At 50.7% G+C, this 23,365-nt stretch carries 21 protein-coding genes; 4 read left to right on the forward strand and 17 right to left on the reverse strand.

Going from position 1 to position 23,365, the window contains the following annotated elements; translation table 11 throughout:
* The 15 genes from N7386_RS01740 to recG all read right to left on the reverse strand — a co-directional run bounded on the left by N7386_RS01740 (position 1) and on the right by recG (position 16,338).
* Positions 1 to 1,308 (reverse strand): NAD(P)/FAD-dependent oxidoreductase, encoded by a 1,308-nt coding sequence (locus N7386_RS01740; RefSeq protein WP_279766857.1) that lies wholly within the window; start codon positions 1,306 to 1,308, stop codon positions 1 to 3.
* Entirely contained in the window at positions 1,309 to 3,828 is a 2,520-nt protein-coding gene (locus N7386_RS01745; protein ID WP_279766858.1) for an MMPL family transporter, read from the reverse strand. It lies immediately after the preceding gene.
* Between the two features lie 9 nt (positions 3,829 to 3,837).
* Positions 3,838 to 4,656, reverse strand: coding sequence for an outer membrane lipoprotein carrier protein LolA (locus N7386_RS01750; RefSeq protein WP_279766859.1), 819 nt, complete (start codon positions 4,654 to 4,656; stop codon positions 3,838 to 3,840).
* Complete coding sequence (locus N7386_RS01755; protein ID WP_011621149.1) at positions 4,653 to 5,087, reverse strand: acyl-CoA thioesterase; 435 nt, start codon at positions 5,085 to 5,087, stop codon at positions 4,653 to 4,655. Before N7386_RS01755 ends, N7386_RS01750 begins: the two co-directional genes overlap by 4 nt.
* Positions 5,084 to 6,649, reverse strand: a complete 1,566-nt coding sequence (locus N7386_RS01760) for an aromatic amino acid ammonia-lyase (RefSeq protein ID WP_089068671.1) — start codon at positions 6,647 to 6,649, stop codon at positions 5,084 to 5,086. Before N7386_RS01760 ends, N7386_RS01755 begins: the two co-directional genes overlap by 4 nt.
* Entirely contained in the window at positions 6,646 to 8,454 is a 1,809-nt protein-coding gene (locus tag N7386_RS01765; protein WP_279770945.1) for a glycosyltransferase family 2 protein, read from the reverse strand. The genes N7386_RS01760 and N7386_RS01765 overlap by 4 nt, the downstream gene beginning before the upstream one ends.
* Before the next feature lie 20 nt (positions 8,455 to 8,474).
* The gene (locus N7386_RS01770; protein WP_279766861.1) at positions 8,475 to 8,849 is read right to left on the reverse strand and encodes a thioester dehydrase; all 375 of its coding nucleotides are present in this window, start codon (positions 8,847 to 8,849) and stop codon (positions 8,475 to 8,477) included.
* Positions 8,842 to 10,206 (reverse strand): AMP-binding protein, encoded by a 1,365-nt coding sequence (locus N7386_RS01775; RefSeq protein ID WP_279766862.1) that lies wholly within the window; start codon positions 10,204 to 10,206, stop codon positions 8,842 to 8,844. Before N7386_RS01775 ends, N7386_RS01770 begins: the two co-directional genes overlap by 8 nt.
* Complete coding sequence (locus N7386_RS01780; RefSeq protein ID WP_011627439.1) at positions 10,203 to 10,751, reverse strand: hypothetical protein; 549 nt, start codon at positions 10,749 to 10,751, stop codon at positions 10,203 to 10,205. Before N7386_RS01780 ends, N7386_RS01775 begins: the two co-directional genes overlap by 4 nt.
* Positions 10,751 to 10,999: an acyl carrier protein gene (locus N7386_RS01785; protein ID WP_011621155.1), complete on the reverse strand. Its 249-nt coding sequence runs from the start codon at positions 10,997 to 10,999 to the stop codon at positions 10,751 to 10,753. The genes N7386_RS01780 and N7386_RS01785 overlap by 1 nt, the downstream gene beginning before the upstream one ends.
* Before the next feature lie 9 nt (positions 11,000 to 11,008).
* Positions 11,009 to 11,263, reverse strand: a complete 255-nt coding sequence (locus tag N7386_RS01790) for a phosphopantetheine-binding protein (protein WP_011621156.1) — start codon at positions 11,261 to 11,263, stop codon at positions 11,009 to 11,011.
* The gene (locus tag N7386_RS01795) at positions 11,250 to 12,098 is read right to left on the reverse strand and encodes a lysophospholipid acyltransferase family protein (RefSeq protein WP_109287143.1); all 849 of its coding nucleotides are present in this window, start codon (positions 12,096 to 12,098) and stop codon (positions 11,250 to 11,252) included. Before N7386_RS01795 ends, N7386_RS01790 begins: the two co-directional genes overlap by 14 nt.
* Complete coding sequence (locus tag N7386_RS01800) at positions 12,091 to 12,828, reverse strand: beta-ketoacyl synthase chain length factor (RefSeq protein ID WP_279766863.1); 738 nt, start codon at positions 12,826 to 12,828, stop codon at positions 12,091 to 12,093. The genes N7386_RS01795 and N7386_RS01800 overlap by 8 nt, the downstream gene beginning before the upstream one ends.
* Positions 12,829 to 13,187: 359 nt before the next feature.
* The gene (locus tag N7386_RS01805; protein ID WP_279766864.1) at positions 13,188 to 14,084 is read right to left on the reverse strand and encodes a DUF3014 domain-containing protein; all 897 of its coding nucleotides are present in this window, start codon (positions 14,082 to 14,084) and stop codon (positions 13,188 to 13,190) included.
* A 178-nt stretch (positions 14,085 to 14,262) separates the two neighbouring features.
* On the reverse strand, positions 14,263 to 16,338 hold the full coding sequence (recG, locus tag N7386_RS01810) for an ATP-dependent DNA helicase RecG (RefSeq protein WP_279766865.1): 2,076 nt from the start codon (positions 16,336 to 16,338) through the stop codon (positions 14,263 to 14,265).
* Between the two features lie 392 nt (positions 16,339 to 16,730).
* Here recG and N7386_RS01815 point away from each other — a divergent pair, with 392 nt between their 5' ends.
* The 3 genes from N7386_RS01815 to N7386_RS01825 all read left to right on the forward strand — a co-directional run bounded on the left by N7386_RS01815 (position 16,731) and on the right by N7386_RS01825 (position 20,119).
* The gene (locus N7386_RS01815; protein ID WP_347815249.1) at positions 16,731 to 17,756 is read left to right on the forward strand and encodes an ABC transporter substrate-binding protein; all 1,026 of its coding nucleotides are present in this window, start codon (positions 16,731 to 16,733) and stop codon (positions 17,754 to 17,756) included.
* Between the two features lie 10 nt (positions 17,757 to 17,766).
* On the forward strand, positions 17,767 to 19,590 hold the full coding sequence (locus N7386_RS01820) for a sensor domain-containing diguanylate cyclase (RefSeq protein ID WP_279766868.1): 1,824 nt from the start codon (positions 17,767 to 17,769) through the stop codon (positions 19,588 to 19,590).
* A gap of 115 nt (positions 19,591 to 19,705) precedes the next feature.
* Positions 19,706 to 20,119 carry a YkgJ family cysteine cluster protein gene (locus N7386_RS01825; RefSeq protein ID WP_011621163.1) on the forward strand — a complete coding sequence of 138 codons (414 nt, stop codon included), beginning with the start codon at positions 19,706 to 19,708 and terminating at the stop codon, positions 20,117 to 20,119.
* Here the strand turns inward: N7386_RS01825 and N7386_RS01830 are convergent.
* Positions 20,082 to 20,882 carry a transporter substrate-binding domain-containing protein gene (locus tag N7386_RS01830; protein ID WP_279766869.1) on the reverse strand — a complete coding sequence of 267 codons (801 nt, stop codon included), beginning with the start codon at positions 20,880 to 20,882 and terminating at the stop codon, positions 20,082 to 20,084. The genes N7386_RS01825 and N7386_RS01830 overlap by 38 nt on opposite strands.
* Before the next feature lie 211 nt (positions 20,883 to 21,093).
* Between N7386_RS01830 and N7386_RS01835 the strand changes: the two genes are divergently transcribed.
* Positions 21,094 to 22,410, forward strand: coding sequence for a hemolysin family protein (locus tag N7386_RS01835; RefSeq protein ID WP_011715583.1), 1,317 nt, complete (start codon positions 21,094 to 21,096; stop codon positions 22,408 to 22,410).
* Between the two features lie 61 nt (positions 22,411 to 22,471).
* On the opposite strand, the gene ilvY is transcribed toward N7386_RS01835, so the two are convergent.
* Positions 22,472 to 23,344: an HTH-type transcriptional activator IlvY gene (gene ilvY / locus N7386_RS01840; protein ID WP_011715584.1), complete on the reverse strand. Its 873-nt coding sequence runs from the start codon at positions 23,342 to 23,344 to the stop codon at positions 22,472 to 22,474.
* Positions 23,345 to 23,365 lie beyond the last annotated feature (21 nt).

Here is a 23,365-nt window from a genome sequence, read left to right on the forward strand (position 1 = left end):
TTACACCTCGGCTAATTCGCTAACGGCAGGTTCGGCGCTGAGTTCGGCTTCTTGCCGACATAGCTCGACCACCATATTCAGGCGTCGCTCGGAATCTTTTACAAAGGGATTTTGCACATCCCAAGCATAGCCCGCCAAAATCGAGCAGATCATCTGTTTGATTTTAGGATTCGGATTTTCGTAAAAAATCACATCTTGGAAACGGCCATCGTACCAAGCCTGTACATAAGTGCGGAAGGTGTTCACCCCTTGCATTAACGGCGCCGAGTACTCGGCGGGCCAATCTACCGTGTCGCCATTTAGCTGTTTAAGCACGCATTTTGCCGCCATCGATGCCGATTGCATGGCGATAGTCACGCCCGATGAGAATACCGGATCGAGAAACTCACCCGCGTTGCCCAGCAGGGCAAACTTGTCGGTGGCGAGGCGAGATACGTTGGCAGAGTAACCCTTGAGTGTCGCACAGGGCTGGGCGACCTTGGCATTGGCCAGCAATGCTTTCAGGCCGGGTTCTTCTTTGACTATGGTCAGTAGCTGCTGCTCTAAATCGCCTTCGAGGCGCGCGAGTAACTGCGGCTCAGCCACTACGCCGAGCGAGCAGCGGCCGTTGCTGAAGGGAATTAACCAGTACCAAATATCCTGATGCTGCGGGTGCACGCTAATTAAAATCTTATTACGGTCAAAGTCGGGATCGCTGATGTTATCTTCCACATGGGTGAAGATAGCGCTGCGGGTCGGCAGCGACGACGGCGTTTCGAGGTCGAGTAGTCGTGGTAATACTCGGCCAAAACCACTGGCATCGAGCACATATTGCGCCTCAACTTGGTACTGCTCACCTTGCTCGTTACGCACGCTTAAGCGCGGGTTGGCGCTTAAATCGATTGCCTCAACGGTTTCACCGTAACGGATCTCTACCCCAAAGCTTGCTGCGGTATCGGCGAGCAATTTGTCGAAGTTTGCCCTTTGCACTTGGAAGGTTGTGCCCGGCCCTGGGGTAAATTTGTCGGTAAAGTCGAAGGTGGTATACACCCCATCGCGACGGAAGGCGGCGCCATTTTTATATTGGAATCCCGCCGCATTCAGCGCCTCTAACATGCCCGCTTCTTCAATAAATTGCATGCAGCAGGGCAGCAGGCTCTCGCCGATAGAAAAGCGTGGAAAGTGTTGTTTTTCTAGCACTAATACCCGTTTGCCTTGCTTATGCAATAGGCTAGCGGCAATCGAGCCCGAGGGGCCAGCGCCAATAATGGCCACATCGACGGAAAGGGAGTGGGACTGTGCGGAGCTTGCTGCAGTGGATGTGGACATTTAAATAACATTCCTTGTAGGTATCGAGACCTTGTTGGTGGTTAAAACCTGACTGGTGGTCAAAATCAATGGCGAAAGTACAAAGGTAAACCCTATGCCGAGGGACAGGGTTAATCCAAAATAATGAATAGCTTGGGTTTGGCTAAAGGCGAGTAAGCCAAAGGCCAATAGGGTCGAGCAGGCGGACATAAACACCGCCATCATCACTGCCTTGCCGTGTTGCGCTGCCGAGGCAAAGAACAAACTGTAATCTATCCCAATCCCGAAGACTAAAATTAGCGCCAGCGCATGAAACAAGCTTAAGGGCGAGCCGACTAAGCCTAAAATGGCCAAGGTGAGTAAGGCGGCCAGCGCGGGTACGGCGACCACAAGGGCGGCTCTTTTAACGCCAAAGCTCAGGCTAAATAGTAAGAGGGCGATAACGAGTGCTAGCCCCAATAACTTCAGGGTAAGCAGGCGATAGTGGCCCATCAGGGTGGAAATATCCGCGACCTTATCTATAAGCTGTACCTGCGGATTGTTAGCAAAGCGCGCCTTGAGGGCCGCAATATCTTCAATACCACCAAGCAGCACTATGGCGCCGTGGCTATCGTTCCCTAGGTTGGCATTATCTAGACTGGTCGTTGGCTCTGTTGAGTGCTCAAGCTGTGCGAATCCCTGCGGTGCAAGCCAGAGTGGGGCTAGCTGTTTGCCTAGGCCAAGTTCGAAAAAATGCGTCGGGGTGATATAGCTATCCTTGGCGGCAAGATAGGCGGCAGAAAGCTCAGGTGCTATGCCGTCATCGAGGCCAATGCTGTTTAGCACTGTGGTTAATTGCGATTGGTAAACCTTGCCCTGCAATTGATACGCTGCATCCTGCTTTTGTTTGCTTGGCAGATAACGGCTAAGGCTGACATAGTTGCCCAGCTCTTGCTGCTTAATGGCGGCATCGAGCTGCGGACTTAGGGCTTCGAGTCGTTGCAGTAAGGCTTCTTCACTGGGGGCGCGCACCAATAAAAACTGGTTATCCGTGCCGCCACTGAGTAATTTTCTGAGTTTGTCTTCAGGCTCAGTCACACTCGCAGGGCTTTGCTGTAAATGGCGAATATCATCGTCGACGTTAAGCTTACTGATCCCCAATAGGCAGACTCCCGCGAGCACTAAGGCAAACAGACTCAATCCCCATGGCGAGATCAGTTTATTGGAGAATCCGGTGAGTCTCGCAAGATAGGCCTCTGCAAGGGTTAACGGACGTTCCCCCGAAGGCAACTTGCTGCCCGCCAATAATGGATAGGCGAGCACTAACGTCAGGTAGGCGCCGAGTAAACCCGAGGCGCAGAAAATCGCTACCTGCTGCATGCCGGGAAACGGTGCTAAACCGATACCGACATAGGCTAAGGCGCTGGTGATAAAGGCCAGTGACACTGTGGGGAATATATAGGCCACGGTCGCCTGCGCGCTTCGCTGATGGTCGCTTAACCGCTCGCAGTAAAAATGAAAGCTGTAGTCAATGGCAATCCCAATCAGGCTAGTGCCAAAGACGAGAGTGAGTAAATGCAGTTCCCCGAACACACTTAAGGTGAAGGTCACCGCCAGCAGCAGACCGCTGCCGATTGTCACCATCGCCAGCAAGAGTGGCATCACGGAGCGAAAGGCGAGCCAAACCAATAACACTACGCCAAGTAAAGAAGCGAGACCGAGGACAGAGATTTCACTCTTAGCAGTATTGGTAGCCTCGATGGCATGAAACAATGCACCCGCCTGTAACACTTGTATGCTGGGGTATTGCGCGCTGACGGCATTCAGCGCCTGAGCGAGAGCCGCTTGCTGGCGTAATTGCGCATTCGGGTTAAAGGCGCTTTCTGTGCCCTTTGCCATCATAATGGCAGCCACGTCTTCACTGCTATTAACACCTTGTTTGGTATCAACACTTTGTGGATGAGCGATTAAAATTCCTTGATTGGCGCTCAGCTTCGAGTTGGGCGCAAGGGCGAGCAAATTGTCGGGAAACAACAGCAAAGGATCTTGGGTCAAGAGTTGGCTATTGGCATAACTAAAGGCGTTGTAGAGCTGCTGAGTGGCTGAGGCAATTAAGTGCTCGAGGCCATTATGGCTTAAGGCTTCGGTTTGTTCAGGCGTGAGCAGTTTAAATCTATAAGGGAAATAAAATTGTCCTAGGGCTTCACCCAACTGCAGATCGGCGCTGCGAATATCGGTAAAGGCGGTATTTTGAGTCTTAAGCTGCTCCATCAGGAGTGTGGCCGCCGCAATCGCCTGAGGTTCATCCTTGGCAATCAGGGCGAGATATACTTGATCGGCGAGTGTCGATTCCACTTGTTCGAGGGCGCGCGCTGTGAGCGCGTCCTGCTGCAGATGGGGCAACATGGCGAGAATATCGCTTTGAACCTTTGCCCCATTTTGCCACAGTTGCAGCGTCCAAAGGCTCGCCGCCAGCATCAAACACAGCCAAATAGCGAAGCGCCATTTAGTCGAGGTTTGCATCAGGCTGTGGCCAATACGCGTGGCAATCTTGGGCGCCATGTTTCTGCCTTACTCTCTTGGACCAGTGTCTTTAGGCGTTGTCTGGCTGATGGCATATTGGGCTAACTCAGCCTCACTCAGTGGACCTTGGCGCAGCTCGCTAAAATCGATACGGGTGATATCCTGCGGACTCACACTCGGATTGGCGCTGAGTAGCACTAAGGCGTGTAGCGTATCGCTGCCTTCGAGCACCATATTAGCGATTGCCTTCTTCATCAGCGGATCTTTAGGGGTTAATCCCAACTGCCAGTTTGCGCTGCCTGAACTTGAGTTTTCTTGTGGCGACTTGCCTTGCGCTAAGGGCTCTTGGGCTAAAAAGTGCAGTTCGAAGTTTGCACTTAAACCCGAAATATCGCCGCCCAGCATGGCATTTACTAGACTCGGTAATAAATCCCCCATGGCTGCCGCGCTTGCCAAAGCATCGGCTTGGCTGATTTGTACTCGCCCTTGGCTATCTCGCTGAATAAGTTGCTTATCTTTTAAAATCAGCAAGGACTCGAAGGGGCTAAGTTGTTGCCAGATCAGCCCTTGTGCCTTGTCGAACACAAACTGGCCTTGGCTTACTAGAGGCTTTTTCAGCACTTTAAGCTGACGCGATTGCACAAAGTGGCCGCGAACCGTCTCGCCAAGATTGAGCTTTTGGCTAAGGGCGAGCAATGCAGCGTTATCTGCGCCTTGGGCAAATAGCGTTTGATATTGGCTCGAACTTGTGAGGTTCGAATCGGTGAGGCTCTGCGCCTGTACCGAGCCAAACAGCAGTGTGCAGCTTAAGAGTAGGCTTTGGCAGAACCCTTGCCACCACTTAGCTCGTGCGAGGAAGGCAATCATTCGCTATCCGCCTTTGCAAGCAGCGGGGCGATTTTGCTGCGGAATATCTCTGGCGTCACAAAGCACATTTCTTGGCTCGTCATATCCACCGCAGCCTGAATGGTATAGCCCTTGGTAATACGCTCACCGGTTGCCGTATCACGGATTTGATAATTGATTTTTAGACGATTTTCCCACTCGACCAACTCGGCGCGCACGGTAATGTTTTGCTCGAAGGTGCTGGCCTTAACGTATTTGATCTGCAAATCAATAATCGGCCAAGCATAGTTCGAGGCCTGCATTTGGCGATAGTTGTAGCCTAACTCGTCGAGTAATTTGCAGCGGGCAATCTCGAAATAACGCAGGTAATTACCATGCCAAGTGATCCCCATCGAATCCACATCGTGGAAGGGGATCTGCATGTCCATTTCTATGCTGAGCAAGGCTTTCATCGGCACACTTCCCATTCGCCCGCTTGGATTTTCGCAACGGTTTGGCGCAGCACGGCTTCGAGCGGTCTGTCTTCGACTAATGGCTCAAAATCGGCGCGCACTTGGGCGAGCGTGGTCGCCAGCGAAGGGGTCAGTGAGCTTTCGTCTAACTCGTTTTGTTTTATACGCAGGCCAATGCCTTGAGTCATGGCGAGTAGGGCTGCGGCGGCGACTTGCTCTGTTAGTTGCAATACGCGCATACAGTCACGGGCGGCGATAGTGCCCATGCTGACTTTATCTTGGTTATGGCATTCGGTTGAGCGAGAGAAAACACTCGCGGGCATAGTGTGCTTGAGCGCCTCTGCCGTCCAAGCCGAAACGCCGATTTGCACCGCCTTAAAGCCATGGTTGATGGCGCGGCGTGGCCCAGTTGAACCCGAAAGGTTAGCGGGTAAACCGTTGTTAAACTTAGGGTCCATCACTAATGCCATTTGGCGGTCGATGAGATCGGCGATGTTGGCGACAGTGTTTTTCAAGGAATCCATCGCAAAGGCAATGTGTCCGCCGTAGAAATGGCCGCCGTGGAGAATATGCTCGCCTTCACCATCGACTATGGGGTTATCGTTGGCGCTGTTAACTTCGGTTTCGATAAATTGGCGCATAAAGGGCAGCGCATCCTGCAATACGCCAATGATGTGCGGCGCGCAGCGGATGGAATATCTGTCCTGCAGACGATCTGAATTGCGGGGGTGAACATGGTGGTTCAAATCTTCCCTGATCCAAGTCGCGATTTGGTTTTGTCCCGGATGGGGTTTGGCGGCAAACAGAATATCGTCGAAATGGTTCGAGTTACCTTTGAGGGTTAACGACGCCATGGCGGTTATGCGGCTGGCTAAACGCGCTAAATATTGTGCACGATCAAAGGCTAAACAGGCTAATGCCGTCATCACCGCCGTGCCATTCATCAGGGCTAAACCCTCCTTGGGGCGCAGCACATGGGGCGTGATGTTCAGCTCGCGGTAAACCTCTTGGGTGGCTCTGCGCTCGCCGTTATAAATCACTTCGCGCTCGCCAACTAGCACGGCGGCGAGATAAGACAATGGCGTTAAGTCACCGCTGGCACCAACCGAACCTTCCTCTGGGATCACTGGCACTATATTGAGATTAAGCAAGGTTTCGATGCGCTTTAATAGCTCATAGGTCACGCCGGATTTACCGATGGCGAGGGAGTTTAAACGGCAAGCCATCACGGCACGCGCCTGCATCACGCTTAAGATTTCGCCGAGGCCACAGCCATGGAAGCGGGATAAGTGCAGTGGCAGCTCATGGACTAAGTCGAGACTCACGTTGACAGTGCAAGAGTCGCCATAGCCGGTGGTAACGCCGTATACCACACCTTCTTCGTGCAGCAGGCTGTCGATAAAGCGGGCGCCCTTTTGGATATAAGCTTGGTAATCGGCATCATCATTGAGTTTGACTTTAGCACCCTTAGCAACGGCGACGACTTGCTCTAATGTGAGTAACTGACGGCCAAATTCGATTGGCAACTCAGCGGTTGTCGTGTGAGTAACTGCGTGGCTCATAAATGCTCTGTCCTGTCTGTAGTGCGCTCCTGCTCTGGGAGTGCTGCTGTCGTTTGTGGGGCGGGTGTCGCGCGGTTGACCTTGCTATCGTCCCGCCAAAAATCAAAAAAGTTAAACCACTGCAAAGGCTCACGCCTTGCGTAGTATTCGAGGCGTTCGCTGTAGTTATGCACCGCCTGTTGTAGTCGTTCCATTCGCCCTGCACGCGGGCCCTTGAGACTGTTGCTAAAGTGCTCCAAATGCACGCGATATCGCCCTTGTTCGCGCAGGCAAAACATCAGGTACACAGGGCAATCCAAGAGGCCGGCCAGAATAAATGGCCCCTGCGGGAAGGCTGCCTCTTCACCCATAAATGGCGCATATACCACGCGTCCTTGGGAGTGGGATGAGGTTCTATCGCCAGCAATCACCACTAGCTCACCGTCTTCAATCTTTTGCTGTAGTAGCATAGAGGTGGCGGGATTAAGCTCGGTCACTTGGATCAAATTCAGCGTGCTATCTGGGTTTAATTGCTTGAGGACATTATTAAAGTTTTCGGCATGGCTGGTTAACACCATGACATTCACTTTGACCTTGCGCTGGTGGATTGAAATCGCGCGGCACAGTTCGAGATTGCCCAAGTGGGAAACCAATAACACCGCGCCTTTGCCACTTTCTAGCTGTTCGGCCAGTACTTGGCGGTCGGGAAAATCCACTTGGCTTAATTGAATGCGGTCGCACCAGGCATCGATTCTATCGAGCGCCGCATTACCGAAGGCGAGAAAGTGGTTCAGGCTATCGCGCCAGCCAATGGGGCGATTCAATTGGGGATGCTGTGGCTCGAGACGTTGCACGCGGCGCAGAAAATCCAACGAGGCTTCACGGCTGACTTTGCCCGTCAGGAAGAAATAGCAAATCACCGGATACATAATGGCGCGGCACAGCCAATGGCCGCCGAAACGGTAGCTTTCGACCAACAGTTTTATGCCCCAATAACTGCCGCGCTCCTTCATCCCCGACCAATGAGTTGATGTTTTATCGGGCTGGGGCGATTGCGCTTTCTGTTTACGGCGCAGTAGTTGTGGCAGGCGCTTTAACATGCCGAAAAATAATCGGGTGTGCAGCTTAGTGATGCGCACATTGTCGGCCACACCTTGAAAGTGGCTGACGCCGTTTTCGGGATAAATGACCTTAGTGGAGTGAAACAGAATTTCCACCCCTTGCCAGTAGAGTTTGACTAGGATTTCGATATCAAAATCCATCCGCTCCGTGAGGGCGTGCTGGCTTAATAGGCGCTCGGTGGCGGCTAAGGGATACACCCTAAATCCGCACATAGAATCTTGAATATCAAAGCTTAAGGTTTCGACCCATACCCAAAAGTGGGTGAGGTAACGACCGTAGAGTCGCCCCTTGGGGACGGACTCATCGTACTCGGGCTTGCCCGAGATCAGCGCATCCGGCTTGGCCTGCGCCCTAGCGAGCATGGCGGGGATATCACTTAAATTATGCTGGCCATCGGCATCGACCTGTAACGCATGGGTAAAGCCATCGCGATAGGCACGGCGAAGCCCCGTCATCACAGCCGCGCCCTTACCACGATTGTAGGGGTGTTGCAGCAGAGTCACCCAATCGTGTTGCTCCGCCAAGGATTGCAGCAGATAGCGGGTCTCATCGTTGCTGCCATCGTCAATTAAATAGCAGGGCAGATTGAGGGCGGCAAGCTCGGCCAAGGTCTGGGCGATCGCGGCGCTATGATTGTAATTGGGGATCACCAGCGCCAGCTTGATTGGTGCCGTGCCCATTAAATCACTCGGCGGGACTAGCATTGTGTCGCTCATACCGTCGCTCACAGGGACGCTCCATCACCTTGCTGACTAGCAAAGCTGATACGCCCGGAGGCATAGCGGTGGTCGCCATCGCTGTAGGCAAAGGTTAACTTCTCTTTGGCAGCATTATGGCTAATGGCTAAGGTGACTTCCTGCCCTGGCAGAATAAGCTGTTGAAACTTTAGCACTTCTAAATTAGCGACCGCAGCGTTGTAACCAAAATGCTCGCAACCTAAGCGCACGGCCCAATCGAGTTGGGTCACACCGGGGAGCACGGCTTGCTCGGGAAAATGGCCGTTAAAATATTCGAGATCGGCGGCGACAAAGAGGCGCAGTTCAATACTTTCTGGGCCGATCTCTGATGCGAGGATCGGCGGTAAACTCGACTTAATCATGGTCAAATAACTCAACTAGCTGGGCGACGACGCGCTTGCCCTGAGTGTTTAACGGTAAGGTTTCGGGGTAACGCCAGCGGCGCGGTAAGGTCACTCGCTCGAACTGAGTCAGTAGATGCGCTTTTAACGCATTGTTGATACTGAGTTTTCCCTGCTCTTGGTGCACACTTCGGCCCAATGGCGACAGGGTGATCACTGCCCCTAGCTGGGATTTAAACTGGGGCAATACGACCAAGGCGGCCTGCTCGACATAGGCGTGGCTACAGAGCAAGGTCTCCATTTGCGCCAGTGAAAGACGTTTTTCTTCAATCTTAACGATGCGGTCGAGTCTTCCCTTGAGCCTGAATTGGCCATTGGCCGTTAGCTCGATTTTATCTTCGCAACGTAACCACTGATCGTCGGCCAAATAGGCCGACTTCAGCAGCAGGGCACCATCGTCAGCGTCTTGGTCTATGGTAATTTGTTCAAACACTTGCCAAGGTTCGTCGGCCTCGTGTTGGCGACGGTAGGCGATACCGCCGGTTTCGGTGCTGCCGAATATCTCGATAGGTAAATGGCCATAGCACTGGGCAACCCCTTGGGCAGCGGTAAAACTTAACGGCCCGCCGGAGCTAAAGACTAAGCTGGGTGAGCGCAGTTGGCGTTCGTGTTCTAGCGCCTTAGGCAAACGGGATAATTGCGCTGGGCTACTGATCAGGCACAGGTTTGGTAACAAGGCGGTGTAGTAGCTTAAGGTCTCAGGGTATTCGATTTGCTCGCTTAAAAAAGGGCGACTGGCGGCTAATGGCCAGAGGATTTTAAACAACAACCCGTAGATATGCTGATGGGAAACGGTCGATACCACACTGCAATGGGGCAAATGCTCGGCGAAGGTGTGCTCGAGCACTGTCACTTCGGCATCGAGCTGCCTTAGGCTCTTGCGAATCGCCTTGGGCTCGCCACTGCTGCCCGAGGTAAAGAGCACCAGTTCACCAAAGCTGTCACTCTCTGGCCAAGGTTTGGTGGGTAGGCTCAGCTCTTTATTCAGCAGGATAAAGGCGTGACTCTCGCACAGCGGCTTGTCTGACAATATGCCTTCAAACTGATGGGTCAGTTCACTCAGGGTGCCAGTTTGGGTGTTGGGCGGCAGAATAATTTCCTTGCCCGCCAAGAGTGCGGCACATAAACCCACGGCAAACAGATCGCTGGTATCACTCGCCAATAACCATTTTTGTTCAGGCGCTTGGCGCAGCTGCTCGTAAAAATGCGCAACCTGATTGGTAAACAGGGCACCTGTGACTATGTCATGGTGATTAAAGCTGATCAGTTGTTGGGCGAATGGCCCTTGGGTTAACCAGTTTTTGAGTAGTTGTGTCATGTCTTCTTCAACCAAAAGCTGCGATATAACCATTCCCCACCGAGGAGCAGTCCCATGAGTACGTATGCAATCAAACCGTTATACAAGGTCCAAGTTGCTAGGCTGGTAAATGCGGCGGTATAGGCCGCCACAGTGCCGTTTAGGATAAATAAGCCACACCAAAGCAGGGTGACTTTTTTAAGATAACCTATGGCTTCATCCGGCAAGTCGGGCTCTTTGAGCCGTGCGAGCCGTTCAATCATGCTCGGGCCTTGGTATAGCGAGTAGCTAAACAGGGCTAACATGGTGAGGTTTATCACCACGGGGTAATACAAGAGCCAGTCGCTGCGTTTGGCGACAAAACTGCCCGCCGTGAGCGCAATCCCAACAAGCAAAGGCAAAACTAAGGTTTTAACCTTTTGCTTTTGCAGCATTAAACGCACTACCAACAAGAGGCATAGCACTAGGGCTATGGTGCCTGCTGGCAGATAATTCAGTCCTAAATACACGGCGACTGGATAAGCAATCAGCGCGAGTGCGGTTAGTACTTGTAGCAGGACACGCATTAGTCTTTAACTAGCCCTTCAATGGCGTTAACGACGTCGTTGACTGTACGCACAGATTTAAACTCGTCGGGCTGAATTTTTTTGCCCGTGAGCTGCTGTAGCTTAATCACTAAGTCGACGGCATCGATGCTATCCAGATCTAACTCTTGATAGAGATTCGCCTCTGGCGTAATGGCATCGGCATCGATTTCAAACTCATCCACCAAAATCGTGGTCAACATAGCGAGGATTTGTTCGCGGTTTTGCATCTTCCTCTCCTACGGACGTTGTGATTCGATGAAGTTAGCTAGGCTGGCGACGCTGTAAAAATGCGCCTTAGTGCTATCCGAGTTCGCTTCGATTTTCACATCAAATTTTTTCTTGATGGCTAAACCCAGCTCGAGCGCGTCGATCGAGTCGAGTCCGAGTCCTTCACCAAATAGCGGTGCATCTGTGTCGATATCATCAATACTGACGTCTTCTAAGTCGAGGCAGTCGATGATCAACTGTTTAATTTCGTTATGTAAAGTCATAATTATTTTCGAGTTGTTGTTGATAATATTGTTCAAGGTCTCGGGTTAATTGCCGAGCCATTTTCGCATGCTCCCCCAAAGGGGCTTGGTAGCCTTGGTGAGAAATTGTGTTACCGATTTCGACGGCCATTCCCATGGTTTGCCTTGGGATCTCATACCAAGGTTGTTCCTTTGTCAAACCACGCACATTAGTGCGCAAAACCACAGGTAAAATATCGGCTTGGGTGCGAATAGCAATATTGGCAGCACCGCGGGCAAATTCGTTAATGCTTGCACCAAATACGGTGCGTGTGCCTTCGGGAAAGATAATCAGGTTCGTGCCGCGGGCGAGTACTTCTCGGCAATCTTCGAGCATGAGTTCGGCGCCGCGATTGGGAATATATCCCGCGCAGGAGACTACGCCACGTAAGAAGGGATTGCGCCACAGCCCCTGTTTAACGATACAGCCCGCATTAGGCATCAAGCTGATTAATACCACCACATCGACCAGGCTCGGGTGATTGGCAATCACTATCACGCCCTTGGCATTTCGCAGTAGCTCGGCATTATGGGTGCTGACTCGGATAACTCCTGCCCAAGTCAACATGGCCACAAAGCCTTTAAACATAGTGTGCACGGCCTTTTGCACGCGGATAATCCGCGCCTCGGGCGTGCCCGGCCAAAAACGCAGCAGTGGCAAAATGGTTAACGAGCTTAACAGTCCACCGAGACCAAAGGCGATGTAGCAACTGACGCCGCCGAGCCAACGCGGGATATAGTTGATTCCCGCGCGGCGTTTTTCGGGCAGCGTATAAGCGACATTAAATTCGGCATTGTGTGGCACTGGATTAGGCATGCGTTAGGCTCCAGTGCCAGTGTGACAAGCAGCCGTCAATATCCTGTGAGGTTGCCAGCGCATGAATCAACATGCCATAGGATAGCGGCGTGGCGTTTCGTTGCTGCTCTGCTGTCAGTTGGCTTAGGGTGAGGGTGACGGTTGCACTCTCATCTGCGGGCGCTAGGGTCAATCCCAGGGCTAAGGGCAACTCAAACTCTTGAGTAAATTCATCATAGACTGGCGGGACGGGATCATCGCCAAACACCAATAACAGTGGCTCAGGCGATTGGTGCAGCTGGGCGAACGCTTCCACCATGGCTTGGGAAAGGGTTTCTGTGCCCGCGGCAATCGAGGTCGAAGGGGCGGTGTTATTGGTTAAAATGCCAAAAATACCACTGCCAGTGTTATGCACCGACTGACTAAAACCTAAGGGGGAAAGCGGTTGTTTTTCAATGATGTCTTCGAGCAGGCCGATGGTGCGGTGCAGCTCGCCGTGGCGAGAAGCAAATATCGAGCGACAGTTAGGCGCGGCCTCACATTGGAAGCTGACATCCAGCATCATCTTGGTTAAACGGCTAAAACGTCTGCGCTGCATGGCGGGGACTTGGGAAAGGGCTGGGGAAATCCCCTCGAGGTCATTTTCTTTGCTTGTGTCAGCCGAGTGCTTGCACCAAGTTTGCCAGTCATCACGCTGTGGATACTTTGGCGCCCATGCGCCCCAAGAAAGGATGCTGAATCTGAGTTGCACTACTTTGCCTCGACACTATTTAAAGCTGTCTTAGTTATCCCTAACTAAGCGAAAATTTTAATGAATTGATTGGCTTATCGCTATTTTCTCGCTGGATTGACGAGCACAATTCCCCCGTTTATTGAGTGGCTTATTCTACACTAAGTCCTTAGTTTTAATGAAGCCATTTGCATTGTGATGGTTAACAAAATGCAATTAAGTTCGAATTTATCACCCAAGAGTAACATTCGTTGCAGCTGAGGTATTGGGAGGATAGAGGATAAAACCTTGGACTGAACCTGAGTTGAACAAGTCTATAGGTAGTATTTTTAAGATACAAAAAAGGCGCACTAGGCGCCTTTTTAGACAAGTTTGGAGCATTACTGGGCGAGTTGGTTTTCCAATTTACGCAGCGCCGCTTTCACTTTACGGGTGTTTTCAGGCCCCATGCGGATCATCAGTTTTTGCGCGCTCGGTAAGGCTTCTAAATTAGGATCCACAAAGCGGTAGTTCACGCTGATTGAGCTCAGCTCAATAGGCTCTTCGATGATAGGAGCAGCGAGCATGATCTTAATGGCTTGCAGCATTCTGTCATTGAATTTCGCGTTGCTGTAACCCAACTCGGCAAAGGCCTCGTCAAACAGCGGCGTGAGCTGTTTGTAGGTGTGCATTAAGGTTTGCTCATCCATGCTGGCAATCACAGTCGCATAGGCGTCATATCTGTGGTAACTCTCTGGATTTAAATACACTTTGCTCGTGATTTCAGACACAGTGAACAGCTTTTCTGGGCCTTTGACTGGGCTAACTTTGCGGGCGAGATCGCCTTGGGCCAAGTTGTCCACGAACACCACAAACTGACGGGCCAAATCTTGGTTCACTAAGGAGGAGCCGACCACGTTGTTATTGATGATCGCCAGCGCTTTTTGATGCACAAAGGCATCGCTCTCAGGCAGGCTGGGGACGACTTCTTCTGGAATCGCAGGCTCGGTTGGCGTGACGACGGTTTCGGTTTCCGTCGTGGTCGTCGCAGGGGTTTCATTTTCCACCGGCGCGGTTTCTGGCTCAGTGCCCGTTTCGAGCGTCATAGGTTCAGATGAAGGCGGCTCAGGCAGCACTATCGGCGCATTGGGGATGAGCTTGGGTGAGTCATCTTTGGTGTAGTAATAATAACCTCCCGCAGAGAGCAGGATGACGAGCACAATCGCAATCAAAGCAAAGCGATTACTGCTTGAGGAGGTTTCTTGAGGTGTAATTCTATCATCTTGATTAACTTGCATTTTACATCCTTCGCTTAAGTGTCAAGGTAACGGGGTGAATACATGCAGCTAACATTTAAAGTGCAAGTGCCAACGAGTTGTCGATGGCAGGTTCATTGTGCAAGTTTCCACGCGCTTGTCCATAGCAGTGAGCTGAACAGGCTGAATTTATTTTACCTTGAAGGGGTTAGCTTAAGGTTTAGGCCTGAACGTATTGCTGCCTGTGTCCAAGCCAACGATGAATAATGGCATCGACCGACTCTGGCGCCTGTGACATCACATGGCTCGCCAGTTTTTGGATATGTGGGATAAGCGCCTGATCGCGGACAAGGTCGGCGATTTTTAGCTCGGCCAGTCCCGTTTGCTTCGTGCCCAGTACTTCGCCCGGCCCACGGATCTCTAAGTCTTTCTGTGCAATCACAAAACCATCATTACTTTGCCTGAGCACATTTAACCGCTGGCTCGCGGTTTGGCTCAATGGCGCCTTGTAGAGTAACACACAATGGCTTGCCACGGCACCGCGCCCTACGCGACCTCGCAGCTGGTGTAACTGTGCAAGACCCAGTCGCTCTGGGTTTTCGATAATCATCAAGCTAGAGTTGGGGACGTCGACGCCGACTTCAATCACTGTAGTTGCAACCAATAAATGGATAGTTCCCGTCTTGAAGTCGGCCATAATTTTTTGCTTTTCAGCGCTTTTCATCCGGCCGTGGACTAAACCTATGCTGAGTTCCGGCAGCGCTTGGCGCAACTCTTCGGCGGTATCTTCCGCCGCTTGGCACTCGAGAACTTCGGATTCTTCAATCAGAGTACAGACCCAATAGGCTTGGCGTTTATCCGTGACGACGCTGTTGCGGACGCGCTCGAGCACTTCATTGCGACGCGAATCGGGAATGGCGACTGTGGTCACGGGCGTGCGGCCAGGCGGCAACTCATCGATAATCGAGGTGTCCAAATCGGCGTAGGCTGTCATGGCTAAGGTGCGCGGAATAGGCGTGGCCGTCATAATCAGCTGGTGGGGATGAAAGCCTTGGTTAATGCCTTTTTCCCTGAGCCCCATCCGTTGGTGAACCCCGAACCTGTGCTGCTCGTCAATGATGATCAAGGCGAGTTTGTTAAAGGTTACCTGTTGCTGGAAGATGGCATGGGTCCCTATCACCATTTGCGCCGAGCCCGATTCAATATCGGCTAAGGATTGCGCCCGCGCCTTGCCTTTAAGCTTGCCCGCTAGCCAACCCACTTTTAATCCCAGAGGCTCAAACCAGGCGGCAAAGTTTGCCGCATGCTGCTCGGCGAGTAATTCGGTAGGCGCCATCATCGCCACTTGGTAGCCATTTTCGATGGCCTGCAGGGCGGCTAGGGCGGCGACTAAGGTTTTACCCGAACCCACATCACCTTGAACTAAGCGCATCATGGGATGCGGTTGCTCTAAATCTTTACCTATCTCGGCGACGACCCGTTGCTGTGCGCCCGTCGGTTTAAAGGGCAATGAGGCGAGAAAGGGATTCAATAGTTGGCCGCTGGTGTGCATGGTCACGGCGGCGTCGAGATTGCTGCGCTGCCTGAGTCGGAGCATGCTGAGGTTATGGGCGAGCAGTTCTTCTTGCACCAGCCGTTGCTGCGCCGGATGCTGGCCGAGCTCTAAGTCAAATTGTGATATTCCAGCGTGGGGGCGATGCAGGGTTTGCAGCGCTTGTTTTAAGCTCATGCTGTTGGGCTGCAAATTGGTGGGTAATAACTCGGTCAAACCGCCGTCTTCTAATAATTCGAGGGCTTGCTCGGTGAGCTTGATCCAACTCGCCTGCTTGAGTCCTTCCGTCGTGGGATAAATCGGCGTAAGGGTATCGCTTAAGTGAATGTCTTCACCGGGATACACAATTTTGTACTCGGGATGGACGATTTCTGCCTGATGATTACCACGGCGAATTTCACCGTAGGCGCGGATCATTAAACCATTTTGCATCGCATTGCGTTGCGCCATCGAAAAGTTAAAGAAGCGCAGGCTCATGCTGCCGGTATTATCCCGCACATTGCACACCAGCATGCGTTTGCGGCCTTGAATGATTTGCGTCGACTGGATTTCGGCTTCAATGGTGCCGTAATTTCCCGGCATTAAGGCGGCAATAGGGTAAATCTGAGTGCGGTCTTCGTAGCGCAGGGGTAAGTGAAACAGCAGATCTTGTACTGTTGTGATGCCGAGCTTGGCGAGTTTTTCCGCCACCCTTTTGGCGACGCCTTTGAGGTCGGTGATCGGAACAAGATCCAATTGCTGCAAGTCGTTAGCGCTCAATCACTGTGAATTTATACATATACTAACAGAGTATAAGCGTAAGGCAATCTTGGGCTTGACGCTGGCGAAAGGATAAATGGCGATGGGTTAACTGGCGGGGAGGCGTTACACCAAAAGAATGAACTTAGCCGTTAACATTTAAGTTATCTTATTAAAATTAAAATGAATATCCTATAATTGTTTGCGCTGAACTTAGGCAAAAATAAATATTCTTAGTTACCAAGTTCACTTTTTATTATTTTGTGGTTTAATCAAATAATTGGTTACCAGCGACATGCTTTGGTAATTATGCGGTAACAAGGTTGTGAATCGAAATAATAAAGTGACCTCCAGTGACGGAACACATTTGGGGAAACACCGTCGAGGAGAACTCGCTTTTGCGTCTATGGTATTTGAGTTGTTTATTTATAGGCCTGCTGTGTTCCATATCGCCTGCATGGGCCAAATTAGAAGTGGCTTTTTTTAACCCTGGCGCCGCAACGGATAGCTTTTGGGGTGATGTCGATAAATTAATGCAAGTGGCTGCCACTCAACTCGATATTAATTTACAAATAACCCATTCAGACCGTAATCATTTTAAAATGATTAACCAATTAGAGGTATTATTAAGCTCTACCTCATCCATCCCTAGCCATATTATTTTGGTAAATGAGAAGCAGTCAGCAATAAAAATGTTGCAGTTGCTCTACCACTATCCCATATATGTGCAGCTGATATTGAATGATATTTCAGTGGCCGAGCGAGAAACCTTATTAGCGGATCCACATTGGCAAACCTATTTATTACCAGCCATTATTCCCGATAATTACGCGATTGGCGCCGAAACGGCCAAAATCCTATTAAGTGGTTTAAAGGATGAAAACGCGAAGGTTTTATTAATTTCGGGCGATAAGTCGACGCCTGCCTCAGTGCTGCGCACCCAAGGCGCCAATGACTACTTTTTTATGCAGCACAATGCCACTGTGACTCAAACCGTCTATGGCCAGTGGAGTCAAGATATTGCCTATGGGCAAACCTTAACTTTGCTTTCCCGCTATCCCGATTTAAATCTGATTTGGACGGCCAGCGATAATATGGCCTTGGGAGTGTTAAAAGCCTTGCGGGAAAAAGGACTTCAGCCTGGGCGTGATGTATTGGTGAGTTCAGTGAATACCTCCGCAGAGATTTTACAGCTTCGCCAATCACAGCAGGTCACCACTTTGGGCGGCGGGCACTTTTTAGCGGGCGCTTTGGGATTAGTGCAGCTGAAGCATTATCAAGCAACTTCGCAATATTATCCCTATGCGGACATACAACTTTTTAGTGTCCTTAATCCGGATTCGGAGTTTTATCGGCTGTTAGTCGCTAGGGATTGGGCGGGAATTTTTAAGACACAGATTTTGGATAAGTTGCCACAATCATAAATAGGTATCCATGAAGCATCGTAATCATTCCATCAGTCACAGAATGACGCTCACTATTATTGGGGTGAGTTCGTTTTTTGCTGTCCTGACTATGTTGGTACAGTTGATATGGAACTATCAAGAGAGCATAGATAAAACCACGGCGGATATTCGTGAATACTCCGAATCCATCTTACCCAGTGTGGCTAAGTCGCTGTGGGATGTTGACCATAGTTTGTTATCGGATTTGTTGTCTGGCCTTGGGATGATGCCCATGGTGGCGAGCGTTAATCTAGAGAGTATCGACGGCGTTGCCATGCAATTGGGTAAGTCGATTCATTTAGATAATCGTCGGCAAACCCTGTTTCACTATCCCATTAACTATCAAGAGCAGCAGATTGGCATGCTGACGGTCGGTTTAGATACGGACACACTCTATTACGAGTTGTGGCAGCAATTGATCATCATAGTATTAGGCAACGGGCTGAAAACGCTGCTGATGATTTACTTGATTCTCTCTTTGGTTCGCTTGTTAGTCACCAATCGCCTCTCGGCGCTGGAGCGGTTCGCCAATCAAATTAACCTGCACTCCCTGCCTAAGCTCAATGTGCCCATGAGTGTGATGCAAAACTCCGATGAGATTGGCCATGTCGCCCAATCGCTACAGGACATGTATCAGCGGATCCGCAACGATTTGGCAATCAATAAACGCCAGCAACGGGCGCTGCAACAACAGCAAAACCAGTTGGCGAAGCTGGTCGATGAGCGGACTCAAGAACTCAATTGGCAATCCAAGGCAAACCAGCTGCTAGCCGAGATGTCGTTGCAATTTTTAACGACAGACACCACCCGATTAGATGAGTCCTTAGCCGAGGTCTGTGGCCGCATTGGTTGCCTATTTGATGTTGAACGGGTGAGCATTATTGAATTTACCCAGCAGCACGCCCGATATCGGAGTTTTTGGAGCTGCGAGTCGCAGGCGGGCAAGATCCAAGATATTTCCATCGACAGTGTGGCTGTGCTGGCACAAAAATTTACCTCAGAGTCGACCTTAGTCATTGAGTCGGTTGCTGAACTGGCGGATGAATCACCAAAGGAATATCAAGCCTTGTGCTCGGTCGGCATCTGTTCAATTGCTGCCTATGCGATTAAAAATAACAATCAACTCTTGGGGTTACTCTCGCTTACTATGGTCAGTCGTCCATTAAATTGGAGCGTGCAAAAGAAGGTGATGCTGACGCAATTTGCCGCGGCACTGAACGAATTATTACTGCGTGAGGAAAAAGAGCGACAGATGCTCAGCCTGCAACAGGCTTTAGTGTCGGTGAATGCTCAGCTGCGGGTGATGGCCGACACCGATGAATTAACCGGATTAAGCAACCGCCGCCCCTTCACTCAAACTCTAGAAACCTTGCTCCAGCAAGACACTTCCTTCGGCCTGCTCATGTTGGATGTCGATTACTTCAAGAGTTACAACGATACCTACGGCCACCTCGAGGGCGATGCGGCGCTTAAGCGAGTGGCGCAGGCGTTAACTCAGTGTGGTATTTTGCCGCAGGAGAGTTTACTTGCCCGTATTGGTGGTGAGGAATTCGCGATTGTTCTGCAACAGATTTCACCAATCCAATTGGAGGCGATAGCCAACCAGCTCTGCTACCAAGTGGCCGCCTTGGAGATCCCCCATAAAAGCTCCCCAAAGGGCAAGATCACCCTGAGTATTGGTGGGGTGTATTTTCCTAAGGAGAGCCAGGATGGCTTAACGTTGTCGGAGGTACTGCGCCGTACCGATATTTGTCTGTATCGCGCTAAAGATCAGGGGCGCAATACCGTGGTGATTGATTCGAACCATAAGTGACTGTTAATTGAGGCACGGCACCACAGCTTGTCTTGAGCATGGCGCGGCGCAGATTTATTTCTGCTTTTGGCCTGCTATAATTGCCGCCCTTTAATTTCTAACTCTAGGTTCTGGTGTGTCAAAACGGGGCAAAAATACGGCAAGTGCGGTGTCGATTTTCAATATCGATGATTTGTCCACTTGGCAAAAATATCGCAAAGGCTTATGTGATAGCTGCCATGCGACCTGCTGTACGCTACCCGTTGAAGTCACAGTGAGCGACTTAGTGCGCATGGCCTTAGTGGACGAGTTTGAAGCCGAGGGCGATCTCAAAGCCATCGCCAAACGTCTACAAAAAGCGCGCATCATCGACAACTTCAACCACAAAACCGCCATTTTTACCTTGGCCCGCATGGCGAACGATGATTGCCTGTACCTCGACAGTAAAACCCGTCGCTGCACCATTTATCATCAACGTCCTGAAACTTGCCGTAATCATCCACAAATCGGCCCTAAAGCGAATCACTGCCCTTATCGTCCCCGTGAGTAAGCTTTTGGATATGGAATTGGTATAGGGCTTCGAGTTGATGGCTGTCTCGCATCGCTTGCACCTGCCGATTAAATTCACGCGCAATCAAGTCTTTATTGGCTGAACGTTTTGAGATCAGCATATAAAAAGGCTCCTGCTGGGTGTTGGGAGATACCTTAGAGGTGAGCGTCTTAGGCAGTTCACCCGACTGCGTTAAAGCGAGGCTGCCAGCTAAAATCTCCTTGCGGGCGATGAAGAATTTACATCTGTGTTTCAACAACATTTCAGGGAGATGTTGCAGGGAATTGATTTCGCTGATGGGCGTTTCTTTGCGCCAGCCAAAGTTATCGTAATTGAAGCCTTTAATGCCGCAAACCGTGCCAAAATCAGCCAACTGATTGATATCATTTATATGAAATTGCGGGTCTAGTTCTGCTTTCAAATAAAAATAACTGGGGGTGAGGTAATAATAAGCAATAGATGGGATATAATCAGTCGCCCTTTGTCGGTTGAGCGATGCGCTCATTGCGGCATCTATGCTGCCATTTTGAACGTCCTTCAAACAGCGTAACCAAGGCAAAGCCTGCACTTCATAATCAATTCCAATGGGTTTAAAGGTGCGTTCTAGCAGGTCGATATCGTAGCCGCTAAGCGTGGAAGTCTTAATGCCATCTTGCCGAATAAAATAATTAAACGGTGGATATTCAGTCTCTTCGACACAAAAGCGTAACCTTAATGGGGAAAGCTCGTCTGCGCCATGGGCAGCAGGCGAGAGCAGAATCACGCATAACAAGGCGATTAGCGGATATAATAAACGCATCATACTTTTTAAGCGCAGTGGCGATTTTTTTAAAGTGTAGCAAAGGGCTTAGCGGCAGCAGGGTTCTTTTATCGCCACAGGCTTGTGCCGCTTTACGGGGCCAAATCCAACTGACTCGCGAAAATCACTGCGCGGGTTGGTGCAAGTAAGTCTAGTGTGAAACAAAAGGTGTTACATGAGTCTCTTAGATAACGTGATGATTATATTGTGCTTAATTGGCGCAAGTTGTTTCTTTTCCATGTCAGAAATCGCTTTGGCCGCATCACGCAAAATCCGTTTACGTCAATTAGCCGATGAAGGCGATAGCCGCGCCGAAAAAGTGCTGCAACTCCAAGCCCAGCCCGGTAGCTTTTTTACTGTGGTGCAAATTGGCCTGAATGCCGTTGCCATCATGGGCGGTATTGTGGGTGAATCGGCGTTTCGTCCCTATTTTTACCAGTTTTTAAGTGCGTGGTTGAGCGACCCTTGGCTGAGCCAACTTAGCTTCTTCCTGTCTTTCTTTGTGGTAACCAGTGCCTTTATTTTGGTCGCCGATTTAATGCCTAAGCGAATTGCAATGGCGATGCCTGAATCGGTTGCGCTAGTGGTTGTCGGGCCAATGAGTTTTTGTATCGCGATCCTGCGTCCATTGGTGTGGTTTTTCAATGGCATGGCTAGTGGTATCTTCAAGTTGCTGCAGATCCCTACCGTGCGTAACGATGAAATCACCCCAGATGATATTTATGCGGTCATGAACGCGGGAGCAGAAGCCGGGGTGCTCGACAAGGGCGAGCAACAAATGATCGAAAATGTGTTTGAAATGCAAACCGTTTCGGTAACGTCAGCCATGACGGCCCGCGAAAGCTTAGTGTATTTCCTGCTGCAAGACAGCGAGGAGGATATCAAGCGTAAGATTGCCGAAGATCCCCATACTAAGTTTTTAGTCTGTGACGGCCAATTGGATATGGTCAAAGGGTTTGTGGATGCGAAGGAACTGCTGATCCGTGTGATCAACGGTGAAAAAATTACCTTAAAAGACAACAGTCTTGTGCATACCTCGCTGATTATTCCCGATACCTTAAGCCTGTCTGAGGCGATGGAATACTTCAAAAATAGCCGCGCCGATTTCGCGGTGGTGATGAACGAATATGCTCTGGTTGTGGGGATTGTCACCACCAACGATCTGCAGCGCGCGGTGATGGGGGCCTGGTCGCTACACGAGAGCGAAGAGCAGATTATTGCCCGTGATGGCAATTCTTGGTTAGTGGACGGGGTGACGCCGATTACTGACGTAATGCGTGCCTTCGATATTGAGGAATTCCCCCATAACCAAAACTACGAAACCATTGCCGGCTTTATGATGTACATGCTGCGTAAGATCCCTAAGCGCACCGACTTTGTTAACTATGCTGGTTACAAGTTTGAAGTGGTGGATATCGACGCCTACAAGGTCGATCAACTGCTGGTAACTCGTATCGATGGCAACGATAAGTTGATGTCACCAGATACCTAATCTTATCAACATCATAAAAAAACGGGACTCAGTCCCGTTTTTTTTATATTGCTACTAAAATTTAGATCGCTTCTAAAAACGCATTCACTATCGGATCGTCTAAGCGTTTGACCTTGCAACAACAACCCAGCTCAAAGGGGGCAATGTTCACGGGGGAGGCTAATAGCTGGATCCTATCCCGTACCGGACTGTTATTGATCACCACCTCAGGGGTGATGCTCACGCCACACCCGAGCGCCACCATGGATGCAATCGCTTCCTGCCCCGACACCTGTGCATAAATATTGGGGCTTATTCCCATCTGTTTGAACCAATTATCGGCGCGGCGGCGCCCAGGGCCATGGTCGGGAATGATAAAGGGCACCCGCGACCAGTCGATGGGGGCTTGGCTTATCTGTTGCTGCACCGCGCAGCGCATGGTTGGCGCGATTAAGGACAAAGGCACATCGTCAATCTTGGCGAAATGCAAGGTGGCAGGAAAGGGATCCGGCAGCGCGGCAATGGCAATGTCGGCGCGATTTTGTTGCACTTCGGCCAGTGCATTGGCGGCATCTCCTGTGGTGAGGGCAATCTCAACAAAGGGATGCTCCTGCCGAAAACGTTCCAGCAATTGCGGTAAATGGCTGTAGGCGGCGGTCACTGAGCAATAGAGATTTAAGGTGCCGCGCAGTACATCCTGCTTGAGATCGATACTGTGCCGCAGGTTGCGCCAATGGTGCAGGGTCTGCTCGGCGAACAATTTAAACTCGCGCCCAGCATGGGTTAAGGTCACGCTGCGATTATCCCGTTCGAATAATTTGGCGTTCACTTCTTCTTCGAGCCGTTGCAAGGCGCGACTTAAGGTCGAGGGACTGACGTGCATCTGCTCCGCCGTCTTGGCGAAGTGCAAACTGTCACATAAGTGTAGGTACAATTTGAGGGTGCGTATGTCCATAACCTCGTCCTATTGGCCGCT

The sequence above is a fragment of the Shewanella sp. GD04112 genome (genome assembly GCF_029835735.1).
In the GTDB taxonomy this organism is placed as follows: domain Bacteria; phylum Pseudomonadota; class Gammaproteobacteria; order Enterobacterales; family Shewanellaceae; genus Shewanella.

Bases quoted from the DNA above. Each gene is read 5' to 3' on its own strand.
- ilvY (WP_011715584.1), bottom strand. From the start codon at position 23,344: ATGGACATACGCACCCTCAAATTGTACCTACACTTATGTGACAGTTTG.
- N7386_RS01775 (WP_279766862.1), bottom strand. From the start codon at position 10,206: ATGACACAACTACTCAAAAACTGGTTAACCCAAGGGCCATTCGCCCAA.
- N7386_RS01790 (WP_011621156.1), bottom strand. From the start codon at position 11,263: ATGACTTTACATAACGAAATTAAACAGTTGATCATCGACTGCCTCGAC.
- N7386_RS01770 (WP_279766861.1), bottom strand. From the start codon at position 8,849: ATGATTAAGTCGAGTTTACCGCCGATCCTCGCATCAGAGATCGGCCCA.
- N7386_RS01805 (WP_279766864.1), bottom strand. From the start codon at position 14,084: ATGCAAGTTAATCAAGATGATAGAATTACACCTCAAGAAACCTCCTCA.
- N7386_RS01820 (WP_279766868.1), top strand. From the start codon at position 17,767: ATGAAGCATCGTAATCATTCCATCAGTCACAGAATGACGCTCACTATT.
- N7386_RS01765 (WP_279770945.1), bottom strand. From the start codon at position 8,454: ATGCTAGTCCCGCCGAGTGATTTAATGGGCACGGCACCAATCAAGCTG.
- N7386_RS01750 (WP_279766859.1), bottom strand. From the start codon at position 4,656: ATGATTGCCTTCCTCGCACGAGCTAAGTGGTGGCAAGGGTTCTGCCAA.
- N7386_RS01760 (WP_089068671.1), bottom strand. From the start codon at position 6,649: ATGAGCCACGCAGTTACTCACACGACAACCGCTGAGTTGCCAATCGAA.
- N7386_RS01795 (WP_109287143.1), bottom strand. From the start codon at position 12,098: ATGCCTAATCCAGTGCCACACAATGCCGAATTTAATGTCGCTTATACG.
- N7386_RS01780 (WP_011627439.1), bottom strand. From the start codon at position 10,751: ATGCGTGTCCTGCTACAAGTACTAACCGCACTCGCGCTGATTGCTTAT.
- N7386_RS01745 (WP_279766858.1), bottom strand. From the start codon at position 3,828: ATGGCGCCCAAGATTGCCACGCGTATTGGCCACAGCCTGATGCAAACC.
- N7386_RS01755 (WP_011621149.1), bottom strand. From the start codon at position 5,087: ATGAAAGCCTTGCTCAGCATAGAAATGGACATGCAGATCCCCTTCCAC.
- N7386_RS01785 (WP_011621155.1), bottom strand. From the start codon at position 10,999: ATGCAAAACCGCGAACAAATCCTCGCTATGTTGACCACGATTTTGGTG.
- N7386_RS01835 (WP_011715583.1), top strand. From the start codon at position 21,094: ATGAGTCTCTTAGATAACGTGATGATTATATTGTGCTTAATTGGCGCA.
- N7386_RS01740 (WP_279766857.1), bottom strand. From the start codon at position 1,308: ATGTCCACATCCACTGCAGCAAGCTCCGCACAGTCCCACTCCCTTTCC.